11 protein-coding genes are annotated in these 13102 nt (G+C 45.9%); all 11 read left to right on the top strand.

Annotated elements, in window-relative coordinates; all coding sequences use genetic code 11:
* The first annotated feature begins 111 nt into the window (after window positions 1–111).
* The 11 genes from EDB94_RS03860 to EDB94_RS03810 all read left to right on the top strand — a co-directional run bounded on the left by EDB94_RS03860 (window position 112) and on the right by EDB94_RS03810 (window position 12978).
* Window positions 112–1395 (top strand): lipopolysaccharide biosynthesis protein, encoded by a 1284-nt coding sequence (locus EDB94_RS03860; protein WP_108017501.1) that lies wholly within the window; start codon window positions 112–114, stop codon window positions 1393–1395.
* Window positions 1382–2560, top strand: coding sequence for a hypothetical protein (locus EDB94_RS03855; RefSeq protein WP_108017500.1), 1179 nt, complete (start codon window positions 1382–1384; stop codon window positions 2558–2560). The genes EDB94_RS03860 and EDB94_RS03855 overlap by 14 nt, the downstream gene beginning before the upstream one ends.
* Entirely contained in the window at window positions 2560–3816 is a 1257-nt protein-coding gene (locus tag EDB94_RS03850; protein WP_108017499.1) for an O-antigen ligase, read from the top strand. The genes EDB94_RS03855 and EDB94_RS03850 overlap by 1 nt, the downstream gene beginning before the upstream one ends.
* A gap of 2 nt (window positions 3817–3818) precedes the next feature.
* Window positions 3819–4946, top strand: coding sequence for a glycosyltransferase (locus EDB94_RS03845; RefSeq protein WP_146162189.1), 1128 nt, complete (start codon window positions 3819–3821; stop codon window positions 4944–4946).
* A 16-nt stretch (window positions 4947–4962) separates the two neighbouring features.
* Window positions 4963–5865: a D-glucuronyl C5-epimerase family protein gene (locus tag EDB94_RS03840; RefSeq protein WP_219908227.1), complete on the top strand. Its 903-nt coding sequence runs from the start codon at window positions 4963–4965 to the stop codon at window positions 5863–5865.
* Window positions 5862–6971, top strand: a complete 1110-nt coding sequence (locus EDB94_RS03835) for a glycosyltransferase family 4 protein (protein WP_108017496.1) — start codon at window positions 5862–5864, stop codon at window positions 6969–6971. Before EDB94_RS03840 ends, EDB94_RS03835 begins: the two co-directional genes overlap by 4 nt.
* 9 nt (window positions 6972–6980) lie before the next feature.
* Entirely contained in the window at window positions 6981–8051 is a 1071-nt protein-coding gene (gene wecB, locus EDB94_RS03830) for a non-hydrolyzing UDP-N-acetylglucosamine 2-epimerase (RefSeq protein ID WP_108017495.1), read from the top strand.
* On the top strand, window positions 8051–9277 hold the full coding sequence (locus EDB94_RS03825; protein ID WP_108017494.1) for a glycosyltransferase family 4 protein: 1227 nt from the start codon (window positions 8051–8053) through the stop codon (window positions 9275–9277). The genes wecB and EDB94_RS03825 overlap by 1 nt, the downstream gene beginning before the upstream one ends.
* A 48-nt stretch (window positions 9278–9325) precedes the next feature.
* On the top strand, window positions 9326–10270 hold the full coding sequence (locus EDB94_RS03820) for an SDR family oxidoreductase (protein ID WP_108017493.1): 945 nt from the start codon (window positions 9326–9328) through the stop codon (window positions 10268–10270).
* 43 nt (window positions 10271–10313) lie between these two features.
* Complete coding sequence (locus tag EDB94_RS03815; protein ID WP_108017492.1) at window positions 10314–10868, top strand: sugar transferase; 555 nt, start codon at window positions 10314–10316, stop codon at window positions 10866–10868.
* 169 nt (window positions 10869–11037) lie between these two features.
* The gene (locus EDB94_RS03810; protein WP_108017491.1) at window positions 11038–12978 is read left to right on the top strand and encodes a nucleoside-diphosphate sugar epimerase/dehydratase; all 1941 of its coding nucleotides are present in this window, start codon (window positions 11038–11040) and stop codon (window positions 12976–12978) included.
* The last annotated feature ends 124 nt before the right edge of the window (window positions 12979–13102 follow it).

Raw genomic sequence — 13102 nt, 5'->3', positions numbered from 1 at the left:
TACCGCTCAAACGCGACAAAACACCGCACAAAGGGTCTTGTCAAATGTCTCGAAAAAGGAAAGAGGCATAACTAACAACCCTTACATAAAACCCAAAATTCGGGTAGTTGGATGATTAAATCCTTAAAGCCTGGCTCGGAGTTTAGCAGAAGTGTGCTGACTCTAATGACCGGTACAAGCGTTGCCCAAGCTATTCCAATTGCTATAAGTCCAATCCTAACGCGGATATACACGCCCGAAGAATTTGGCGTTTTCGCTATTTATGTTGCACTTGTAGGCTTTTTGGCAATATTTGTGACACTTCGATATGAGTATGCCATTGTGCTTCCGAAAGAGAAATCGGAAGTAGACTCCCTGTGCGTTGGCATAATGCTGATCATATCTGCGATTTCGCTGATTTTCTTAGCTGTGTGTATCTGTTTTGGCAAAGATATTGCAAATGTTCTCGGGTCGAGCGGAACTGTTGAATGGATCTATTTCGTTCCATTCTCAGTGTTTTTTCTAGGCATTTATAATGCTTTAAATTATCGCCTTTTATGGTTAAAGAATTACAAATCGAGCGCAGCTGGCAAGGTCGTAATGTCAGGGACCAATGCAATTGGCAACGTCTCGCTGGGCGCATTGGGGTTTACAAAATTTGGTTTGATCCTCGGAAACTCTGCATCGTATTTAATTTCCACTACATATCTGCTCAAAAAAAACAAACGCGAACCATTGAATTTAGGGCAAGTGAACAAGAAAACAGTCTACGCAGTACTAAGAAGATACAGATCATTCCCTTTCGAAAATCTTCCTTCAGCAGTCGTAAACGGTATGTACAATAACGGAAAAGTTATATTGGTATCCTTGTTTGTATCTTCCAGCTTCATTGGCTATTTAAGCCTAGTGTTAAGGGTTCTACAAATACCAGTCACTGTAGTGTCCTCAGCAATCTCAGACGCCTTGTACAAAAATGCAGCTGAAGAGATAAATTCCGGTACTATCGTTCGTTTAAGAACTCGAATTTTAAAGCTTCTATTGATTCTGTTGGCTATCGGCTCTGTGCCCTTCTTAACAATCTATTTTTATGGCAAAGAAATTTTCGGGTTCGTTTTCGGTGCTGAGTGGGCCATAGCAGGTTCATATGCATCCGTCATGTCACTGGGGTTGTATACGATGTTTTTCGCGTCGCCGCTCACTAAGATTCTTTGGGCGCTGGAAAAGAACAAATGGTATTTCTATTGGGAGCTTTCCCGGCTAGCGCTAGTATCGATTCCGTTAGCCTATTTTGGAATTGTTGGTTCAAAAGATATCTATATAGTTTGGTCTTTAACTGGAGGTCTTTCAGTTTCTTACCTTTTACTGGTAGTCATCGTCTTTACAGCGGTAGGAAGGAGTTTCAGTGGAAGAGTTTGAAGAAATCAGAGCCCAGGTTCTTGAGCGGATGATTAAGACCTCGTTCTGTGGATACGATCCATCGGCCATAAATTTTTCCAAAAGAGCGATTAAGATCCGACATGCGATAAATAAGGTGCCGAATAGAATTGTAAGAAAAGTTATCAACTCTGTTTATTCACGATTTATCTACTACTCAGGCGAATACGCAGTCTATCTGTTGAGGCCGCAAAAAGCGGTTTATTCGAAAGGGTTGGCATTAATATTGTCTGGCCTAGCATGTGATGACACTCCGAATGATGAGCTAATAGACCTGATTATCGACCTTATTATGTCGAAGCGAATTTCCGGTACTTTTTTGTGGGCTCACGACATTGACTACAGCTTTCCAGGCGGGCGTGTCGTAACTACTCAAACTCCTAATTTAGTTACGACTGCGTTTGTAGCTAATGCGTTTTATGACCTGTACAAGAAAACAAAGAGAGTTTGCTATAAAGAAACGTTTAACAAAATAGTTCTGGACTTATTGGAGAACGTGCCATACAAAGAACTTTCGAACGACAAGATATGCTTCATGTATACCCCAATAACTGAGTATCATGTCCATAACGCCAACCTTTTATATGCTGAACTGTTAGCCAAAAAGATACACCTAGGATCAAAAGATGCTGATCACCTTACAATTCTAATACAGCGTGCTCTTAATTATTCATTATCTGATTTTAGTGAGACAAACACCTACCCATACGCTGGGCCGCCGACTCGGAAACTTGCAATTGACAATTACCACACTGGTTATTTATTGCGTTCATTAAGAGAAATAGATTGTCTAATTGGAGGTGCTCTCTCGGAAGACCTAGGTGGTGAAATAAGCAGACTCCTGAGTTTCTACATTAGAAGTTTCGTTGCGGATGGGTATATCATTCGAGACCACGAAAAGACTGTCCAATCGCATTCTTTGGCCGAGGCCATCCTTATTTTTAAGATTTTTCAATCTCAACTTTGCCCAAAGGATAGGGGGGCGGTTTTAGCGGCTATAAGAAAAACCATGGAAGTGCTGTACATTTCTGAAGATCATTATTTTATAAATAATGCAAAAAGAATTGCAGGAATTTTTATAAAAGATAAAACGGAGATGGTGCGCTGGAGCAACGCTTGGATGTTTTATGCCTTGAGTTATAAGTAATGGCATATGTGAGTTTTAAGAATACTATAAATATTTTAGTTATCGTGGTTTTTTCCTCTATGTTTTTTGAGGACGGACTCTATTTCTTCGTCAATTATTTGGGCTTTACGCTCAATAGTATTGCCATGGTTGTTCTTTTTTTGGCGATGTTTGTATGTTTATGTGCTGGAGGAAAAAAATACCGAATAGATAAAGAGTCGTCATTCCTATTTCTGATTGTTTATTTGTATTGGGCATATTCCGTGTTCAATAGTATCTATTCTTTATCTTCTGAGGATGCGCTATTTTCTATTGTTAAGAACTTTTGGTACCTAGTTTTTTTTGCAGTAATGTTTCTTTATTTTCAAAGATTTGATGGGAGGATATTGAAAAAGATTTTAAATATCTCGGGTTTTGTTTCTTTTTTTGCGCTCATATACTTTATGTGTCACCAAGCATTTACAGGAGAAATGTTAAGGCCCGAAGGCTATGTTGGAAAGTTCACCCTATCCCCGTTTTTAGATTATAACATGTACGTTTTAATGCTGTGTTTCTCTTTGATTACAATGTTTTTTGATTTAGATAAGACACGATTTAAAGTTTTTTTGTATTTCTGCTTGGTGCTATTGGTTTTTATGATAGCAATTATCGTCGGAAGTCGGCGCTCGATCGTTTTTTACGTTCCGTTGGTAGTTTTGTTTTCTTTGTCTTTTTTAAGGGCGCGGAACTTCGTTTTTATTATGCTGGTTGGTTTGGTTTTGAGTGCATCGCTGCTTGCATTTTTATACAACTCCGATTTTTCAGGCGATTCAAAAGTAGAAAATGTGAATCAGAGGATTGAGAGAGCATTAAGTGTATTTGATAGTGACTCTGACACTTCAGGTACGCGTCTTACCAGGTGGCATGATGCTATTGAGATACTTTCTGGCTCCGACCTTTTTCAGGTGGCTTTTGGTTTAGGACAGCGAAGTTTTTACGCATTTCCCGAGTATGTTCGGGAAGATGGAGGTAAGGACTATCCCCATAATTTTATCCTTACTGCGTTTTTTGAAGGGGGTATTATAAAAGTATTGTTGGTCTTTTTTTTGATTTTTATATATTATTTCCTGGCATTTAAACTCCCAAGACCGTTTTCCGTTTATTTTTGCGTCTTCATGGGGCTTTGGATTCTTACCGCTTTGATAAGTGGTGAGGAGTTTTTTATGTCTAAACAAATATATATCCCGTTTGTTTTATTGGCTCTTTTTTCTTTGTGCAGAAGAGATGGAAGGATTTAGTCTTGGAAAGGTGCGTTAATATTGTTCTGAATAATTTTACTAACGACGCTAGGGTTCACAAAACCTCTGTTGCTCTCCGTAAGCTTGGGTTTTCGGTTGAAGTCGTAGCGTTACATGAAAGCGGACTGAATGAAGAGGAGAGCGGTGATGGCTTCAGAATTAATAGAATAAAACTTTCATCAAAGAAACTCCCAAAAATTCCTATAATTCAGCTGATTAAATATGTCGAATTCGTAGTCCGTGTGTTTATTAAACATAGGAACCAGGTGGATTTTGTTCACTGTAATGATCTTGGCGCATTGCCGATAGGGTTCCTTTTAAAAACGCTCTCAAGAGGCGATGTGAAGGTCGTTTATGACTGTCATGAATATGAAACTGAGCGTGATGGTATGTCCAGCTTCCTTAAGAAAGTTCTTAAGTTTTTCGAAAGACGGTTGATTGGGTGTGCAGATTCAGTTCTGACAGTCAGTGATTCTATAGCATCCTGCTATGCTGATGATTATTCTATTGCAAAGCCTAAACTCGTTCTCAATTGTCCAAGGTTTATTGACCAAGGAAGAAAAAACCTTTTTCGTAAAATCTTTGGCATTAGGGCTGATCAAAAAATTTTTCTGTATCAGGGAGGATTAAAAGGCGGCAGAGGGATAGAGCTGATTCTCGAGGCTTTTTCCGATTTGGAGTCAGATGAAAATGTTCTTGTCTGTATGGGGTATGGGCCTCTAGAGGGCGCAATAAGGGAAAAAGCGAGCGATTATAATACAATTTTCTTTCATCCGGCCGTGAGTCAAGACGTTCTATTGAATTATACGAGCTCCGCAGACTACGGCATATTATTTTATGAAGACACTTGCCTGAACCATCGATACTGTTCACCAAACAAGATATTCGAATATTTAATGGCCGGTCTTCCTGTGTTGACGTCGAATCTCTATGAGGTTCGGAGGCTTGTAGAGAGCGAAGGTGTGGGTATTGTTGCTCATGAAAACACGGTTGCAAGCTTTCGTGCGGCAGTGATCGATTCTCTGAAGCAAGATTACTCTGCCATCCAGGCTAATGTTTTTAGTGCTCGCAAGAGGTATTGCTGGGAAGAACAGGAAAAAGTTCTAAAGGAAGTTTATGATAATATCTAGGAAGATTCTTCGTGATGTGCAGAAGTATTTGGTCGGAACCGAAGAATTTTCTTTTAACGAAGACCCAAATGGCAATCTGTATCCAATTTCTCTTGCTTTTACTCTGGATGATTTCGAATTCTATTACGAGCCAGTCGATAAGCTAGGTATACCTTTTAAGATTTATCAGTCAGTTGGTAAACAATACAACCCAACCAGAGTTGCGGCTTATGCTCTTGCCAACTACAACAACTTTGTTGAGCATAGTTGCCAACGGAGCAGAGAAACTTTTCTCAAGTGTGCAAATTGGTTTCTGGGCTTTGATGACGCTAGATATGAATATCACTTTGACTGGGAGGATCTGCAGGCGCCGTGGATTTCATGTATGGCCCAAGGCGAAGCCGCCAGTGTGCTTGTCCGGGCCTATCGGGTTACCAATGATGGAGCCTATCTCGATCATGCTGAGAAGTCTTTGAGTCCCTTCTTTCTTCCTGTTTCTGAAGGCGGTGTGCAGTCACAGTTGGGTGATGGATCATTCTTTTTAGAAGAGTATCCGTCAAATTGTTCGACCCATGTATTGAATGGCTTCTTATATGCAATGATTGGCCTTCGAGAGTTTTGTGATTCCTGTGATAGCGCAAAACACAATGCTCTGTTTATGCAGCTCATTGAATCACTTAATAATAATATTGGTAACTGGTGCAATGGTAGCTGGTCATTGTATGAGGATCCGGCCGTGAAAGGCGGGGTGAACTTTTGTACTCCCTCATATCATAATTTGCATATTTCTCAGCTGAAGTGGGTGTACACACGCACGGAAACTCCGGAGCTTCGAAGAGTCATCTCATCTTGGGAATCTGGAAAAAATAGCTTGCCGGTAAGAATGCGTGCTTTTTGGGGGAAGGTTTTGTTTAGATTATCAAATCGGGCGCAGAGATGACCTCAATCTGTCATTTAACGTCTGTTCATGAAAGGTACGATACCCGCATTTTTTTGAAAGAGTGCAGATCTATTAATAATTCAGGGTATTCCGTGTCGTTGGTTGTCGCCGATGGAAAGGGCGATGAAAATAAGGATGGGGTTTCTATTTACGATGTTGGGAGCCCAAAAGGGCGACTGGATAGGATAAGAAACGCTCCCGGGCGAGTGTTTCGACGAGCAGTGGAGTTGGATGCTGATCTCTACCACTTTCACGATCCTGAGCTGATACCCGTAGGCTTGAAGCTCAAAAAGATTGGTAAAACCGTCATTTTTGATGCTCATGAGGATTTACCAAAACAACTGTTGAGTAAGCCCTATTTAAATAAACCCTCTCGATGGCTCCTTTCAAAGCTGTTCTCTGTATATGAGCGTTGGGCTTGTCGTCGGCTGGATGCAGTTGTCGGTGCAACACCCTTCATAACTAACAAATTCAGTTCGATGGGTATTCGTTCGGTTAATATTAATAACTTTCCGCTAATTGGAGAGCTCTCCGCGGAACAGATTGACTGGGCAGGAAAGTCTTCCCAGGTGGCCTACGTCGGGGGCGTTACTGCAATTCGGGGTATTGAGCAGGTTGTTGAGGCTATGAGGCAGGTGACCTCCGAAGCGCGCCTGAAGTTGGCAGGAAGGTTTGGGGAGCCTTTGGTAGAACAGAGAGTCCAGACTCTGCCAGGTTGGAAAAAGGTAGATGCGTTAGGATTTGTTGGGCGAGATGAAGTCCGTGGTTTGCTGGAGAAAAGTGTGGGTGGCTTGGTTACGTTTTTACCTGCACCGAATCACGAGGATGCACAACCCAATAAGATGTTTGAGTACATGAGTGCAGGTGTGCCTGTGATTGGGTCTCACTTTGCCCTCTGGAAACAAATAATCGAAGGTAATGAGTGCGGCATCTGCGTCGATCCTCTGAATCCTAGCGCGATCGCGGAAGCAGTCGATTACCTTGTCACGCATCCGGTAGAGGCCGAACAAATGGGCCGGAATGGACAGAAGGCTGTGATGGAGCGTTACAACTGGAGTATCGAGGAGCGTAAGCTGCTCGATTTTTATCAATCCCTTGGCAAGTAAAGAAAAATTATGTTTCGAATTCTCACCATTATTGGCGCACGCCCTCAGTTCATCAAAGCCAGCGTAGTTTCCCGGGCTATCAAGCAGGCCGATGGCATCGAAGAGGTAATGTTGCATACAGGCCAACACTTTGATGCCAACATGTCGGACATCTTCTTCAATCAGTTGGCTATCCCAAGGCCGGATATTCAACTGGATATCCATGGCGGCAGCCATGGTGAAATGACGGGAAGGATGTTGGCAGAGATTGAAAAGGCGCTTATAGAACATAAGCCTGATCGTGTTCTTGTCTACGGCGACACCAATTCCACATTAGCGGGTGCTTTGGCGGCGGCAAAATTGCATGTTCCGGTCGCTCACGTCGAAGCCGGCCTGCGCAGCTTCAATATGCAAATGCCTGAAGAGATTAACCGCATTCTTACTGATCAGGTTAGTGATCTGCTGTTTTGCCCAACAAACACTGCAGTCCAGAACCTTGAGAACGAGGGTTTTGCTAGTAAGCCTGCCAAAGTAATTCAGGTTGGGGATGTCATGCAGGATGCCGCGCTACTGTTTGCGGAGAAGGCGGCTGCCCCGGCTGACTGTGAGCTGCCAGAAAAATTTGTTCTGGCGACATTGCATCGGGCCGAGAATACGGACAATCCTCAGAGGTTGTCGAATATCGTTCACGCACTAAACCATATTCATAAAAATGAGGCGCCTGTCGTTTTGCCCCTCCATCCGCGGGCCCGTAAGCTTATCGCTGAACAGGGCCTGGAAATTGATGTTCATCTGATTGACCCTGTTGGGTATTTTGAAATGGTCTGGTTACTCGATCATTGTCAGCTGGTGTTGACAGATAGCGGCGGTGTGCAGAAAGAAGCTTTTTTCTTTGGCAAAGCGTGCGTAACAATGCGTGACCAGACTGAATGGGTAGAATTAGTCCAGGTCGGTGCCAATGAGCTGGTTGGGGCAGATCAGGAGAAGATTGTTGAAGCTGCTGCTCGGAATGTTGGGCGGAGGGTTAAGGATACCGAGCAGTTATATGGCGGCGGCGAGGCCTCACAGGGGATTGTGGATGAGTTGTTGAAGGCGGGTTAATGAGCAAGACAGTTTGGATTATCAACCAATATGCGTCCACGCCAGATTTCGGCTACGCTGGTCGTCATTATTACTTGGGGAAAGAACTCGCCAAGCGTGGCTATACTGTCTTTCTGATAACGTCCGCTTCTCACCACCTTTTACGCAAGAAGCCGGCTCTTGCATCAGACTTCGAGCTCGAAGAGCAGGAAGAGGGATTTACAGTTGTTTGGGTCAGAATGCCTCATTATGAGCAGGCCCATAGCAAGGGCCGAATCCTGGGTTGGTTTCTTTTTTCCTGGCGCCTCAGAAAGCTGTTCAGACAAATCCCCGATTCTCCCGACGTGGTGGTTTGCTCGTCTCCATCCCTTCTATCGTTTCTTGGAGCAAAAACGTTGGCCCGCCGGGTTGGTGCAAAACTGGTATTTGAAGTCCGGGATATCTGGCCAATGACATTGATGGACATTGGCGGATACTCCCGAAGACATCCGTTTATCCGACTCATGCAGTGGGTGGAGGACAAGGCATATCGTGACTCGGACCGCGTGGTTTCTAATCTCAAAAACTCAGTAGAGCATATGGTCAGCCGGGGTATGAAGCGGGAGAAATTTGCGTGGGTTCCCAATGGCTTTTCAATGGATGAGGTGAGTCTCAATTCATCCTTGAATGCCAGAGCAGTTGATCAGCTTCCCCAAGACAAGTTTATAGTCGGTTATACCGGAACCTTGGGAGTTGCAAACTCACTCTATACGTTGGTTGATGCCGCTGAGCGTTTGAGGGGGCACGGGGAAATTGCATTTGTTTTAGTTGGAGATGGTAAGGAAAGGGCAGCGCTTAAGAAGTTGGTAGCCAAGAAGGGGCTGGATAACGTGTTTTTTGTTGACCCGATTCCGAAGGTCGAAATACAAGCCATATTAGCTAAGTTCGACGCCTGTTATTTAGGCCTATCCAAAGACCCTTTGTTCAGGTTCGGTGTTTCCCCCAATAAGCTTTTTGACTATTTGTACTCGGGCAAGCCAATTATCTATGGCATTGAGTCTGGCGATTACCGGCCCGTCGAAGACGCTGCAGCCGGGATCCAGATAGATGCCGAAGATGACGAGCAACTGGCTGATGCCACCATAGAGCTCTATCAGATGAGCCCTGAAAGGCGGGCTGCGATGGGAGCTAATGGTCGAAAAGCAGCACTTGAGCAATACGAGTATGGGCAACTGGCGGAAAAGCTCGCCACAGTATTGTTTGATTAAAGTTGTGGCCTAGCTTTTGGTCCTAAAAATTTTTAATCTGGAGTTACTGTGAAAATACTGTTGACAGGGGCTACGGGCTTCGTTGGTCGCCGACTGGTTGAATCACTTGAAGGTTTGCCGGATCGAGAGTTGACTTGTGCGGTAAGAAAATCTGGAGCTGTTAATTGCACGCGCGAAGCATTAGTGCATGATCTTGATGCTGACACGGATTGGTCCGGGGCCATAGGTGGACAGCATGTGGTGATTCACGCCGCAGCCCGTGCTCATATCATGAAGGATGAGTTGGCTGATCCACTTGCGGAATACCGTAGGGTTAATGTAGAGGGTACGCTAAACCTCGCCCGCCAGGCGATTGAAGCAGGTGTCAAGCGCTTCATCTATATCAGCTCCATTAAAGTGAATGGTGAGCAAACGTCTGAGGGGAATCCTTTTACCGAGGATTACAAGCCGGCCCCGGAAGATCCCTACGGCATTTCCAAAATGGAAGCGGAGCAGGCACTCCAGAGCCTTGCAACTGACATCGGTATGGAGCTGGTGATTATTCGCCCGACGTTAGTCTATGGGCCCAAGGCGAAAGGCAATTTTGCGACTATGGTGAAAGTTGTGGGAAAGGGGTTGCCTCTTCCTCTTGGTGCTGTTCACAATAAACGTTCATTGGTGGCACTAGATAATCTGGTTGATCTTATCCTCACGTGCATTAACCATCCCGCCGCCGCTGGCGAGGTATTCCTGGCGAGTGACGGAGAAGATCTTTCTACGACTGAGTTGTTACAAGGCGTTGCCCATGCCATGGGTAGGCCCCTGCGCCTGATTCCGGTACCTTCCGGACTACTGATGTTTGGAGCAACCCTCTTGGGAAAAAAGGCGATTGCCCAACGGTTGTTGGGCTCATTGCAGGTGGACATCTCAAAAGCCCGTAACGTCCTGAATTGGCGGCCGCCTGTCACAGTTGAAGAGGGCTTGGCTAGAGCGGTTGGAAAACAGAATGGCTAGGGGTAGATTTCGCCAAACTCAATTGTCTTAATAGGTGGTTTTTGTGATTCGGTTGTTGGACTTTGTGTTTGCTCTTTTGGGGTTGGTGGTTGGATTACCCTTGTTGCTTTTGTTGATATTGATTGGTCTATTTGACACTGGTTCTCCTCTATTTCGCCAAGAACGAGTTGGACGGCATAAGAAGCGGTTCGTGTTGGTGAAATTTCGCACAATGAAGAAAGACACGGTTTCGGTTGCGAGCCATCTTGCAAATGCCAGTGCCATAACGCCATTCGGGCGGTTTTTGAGGCGCTCCAAGCTGGACGAGTTGCCTCAGCTTTGGAATGTGTTGAAGGGGGAGATGAGTCTGGTGGGTCCCAGGCCTTGTCTATTTAATCAGGAAGAGCTTATTGAGGAGCGGGCACGTCGAGGTGTATTGGCTGCTCGACCAGGGATAACCGGATTGGCTCAGGTGAATGACATCGATATGTCCACGCCTGCTATGCTGGCAGAGACGGATCAAAAAATGCTTCAAAGCCTCAATCTCGCGGCCTATTTCAGGTACATTTTTTTGACGATTGTTGGTAAAGGGGCCGGGGACAGAGTCCCTGGTCAGTAATCGTCACCTTTCTTATTTGTTAATTTTTTGAATCTTTATTATCCAAGGCAATGTCTGGCTTACCACTGGGGATTTGTGAAGGGCTCTGATGTGGACAACCCTCTCAATCTGGCCGAAAGTATTACTGTTGAATGACGCTGGCGATCATTTTTTCTGGTAAAGGAACACCATGTTCGAAAAATTCCTGAATTTGTCTCGGGTCCACAAACGGCTGGTCTCGGTTTTTGCCGATGTAGTGGTCCTGTTTTTTGCCTTGTGGGCGGCATTTTCACTGCGCTTGGAGCAGCAGTTCTGGGTGCCCGATCAGGGGCAACTGATTGTTTCGGGGCTAACGGTTGTCTTCACAATCGCCGTGTTCATAAAGCTGGGTCTTTATCGGGCCGTCATTCGTTACCTGAGCGACAGGGCCTTTATTACGGTGATAACAGGGGTGGTGATTTCGTCGATCACCCTGATCTTGTTGGGATACTGGCTTGAAGTACAGGTTCCCCGTTCCGTACCTATCATATACGGCGCCCTGGCATTCATCTTCGTTAGCGGCACCAGAATGACGGTCCGAATGCTTGTAAATCGCCCGCGGCATCGCAACAAACAGTTCGTGGCGATTGTTGGTGCTGGCGAGACTGGCCTGCAACTTGCCAACGCGCTGGATCAAGGCACCGAATATCATCCTGCGGCTTTTATCACCCTGCTGAGAGCAAACCACCGCGCCTTGATCAATGGAATCCCGGTTTACGACATCAGTCATATTGAGCGCGTGGTGAAAGAGCATCGTATCAAGCGTTTGTTGTTAGCTTTGGATGCCGATTCTGGTATCGACCGTAAGCGCTTACTGAAAAAGCTGGAGCCGCTCGCCATTCCGGTGCAGACCGTTCCAACCATGTCCGAACTGGTGGCGGGCCAGGCACGCATCAATGATATCCGGGATTTGGAGATTGAAGATTTGTTGGGTCGGGATCCCGTGCAGCCAAACAATGCACAGGTCGCCGCGAGTCTGTATGAAAGAGTAGTAATGGTAACCGGCGCAGGAGGCTCAATAGGTTCGGAGCTCTGTCGCCAGATCATTCTGCATCGTCCCTCCAAATTGGTGCTTTTCGAACAGTCTGAGTTTTCTCTTTACGCCATTGAGCGTGAGCTTCAGGCGATTAATCAGATTGAGGCACTTGGGGTAGAAATCCACCCGTTACTGGGCAGTGTTACCCATCGTCGGCGCTGCGAAACCGCGATGCGGAGTTTTGGCATAGAGACGGTATACCACGCGGCAGCCTACAAGCATGTGCCTCTGGTTGAGCACAATGTTATCGAAGGTGTTCAGAATAATGTGTTCGGCACCTTCCATGTTGCGGAAGCGGCTATTGCGGCTGGGGTGAGGCGCTTTGTGCTGATCTCTACCGATAAGGCGGTGCGTCCCGCTAATGTGATGGGTGCCAGTAAGCGTCTTGCTGAGCTTGTGCTCCAGGGCCTGGCTCAGCGGCAGTCAGGCACTATCTTTTCCATGGTGCGGTTTGGCAACGTGCTCGGCTCTTCTGGCTCTGTTGTCCCTCTGTTCAGGGATCAGATTCGGGATGGCGGGCCAGTTACTGTCACTCACCCGGATATCATCCGCTACTTCATGACTATTCCTGAGGCCAGCCAGCTCGTTCTTCAGGCTGGCAGCATGGGGCAGGGTGGCGAAGTGTTCGTTCTGGATATGGGCGAGCCCGTAAAAATTGCCGACCTGGCCCGAAAGATGATTCACCTGATGGGGTTGATGGAGAAAACAGACGATCGGCCGGATGGGGATATCGAAATCGTATTCTCCGGGCTGCGGCCCGGAGAAAAGCTGTATGAGGAGTTGTTGATTGGCGACAACCCGCAGGGTACGGCTCACCCCCGGATCATGATGGCAAGGGAAGTCTCGATGCCTTGGGGTGAGGTAGAGCAAACTCTCAACCGTCTGATGCGGGCAAGCCATGACTTTGATTGTCAGGAGATCATTCAGATCCTTAAAACGGCACCGACTGGGTTTGCCCCCAATGGGGATTTGGCGGATCTGGTATGGTGCAATGGTGATCGACAGTTAACTGTGGCTTCTCAAGAGTCCGATAAGATAAGGCGCTTCCCGGCCTGAATCGGTTTGTTCGGTGAGGCCGGTGAGGTTTTTAAAGAAGGGGCAGATCGGGAAGATCTTGCCCCTTTTTTCTTCTATCATGCAGGGACACTATTGGCTGGCCATTTGCGCCGAACTACAAAGA

It is taken from the genome of Marinobacter sp. 3-2, from assembly GCF_003751355.1.
GTDB lineage: Bacteria > Pseudomonadota > Gammaproteobacteria > Pseudomonadales > Oleiphilaceae > Marinobacter > Marinobacter adhaerens.
This window is presented reverse-complemented; position numbering and strand designations above follow the sequence as displayed.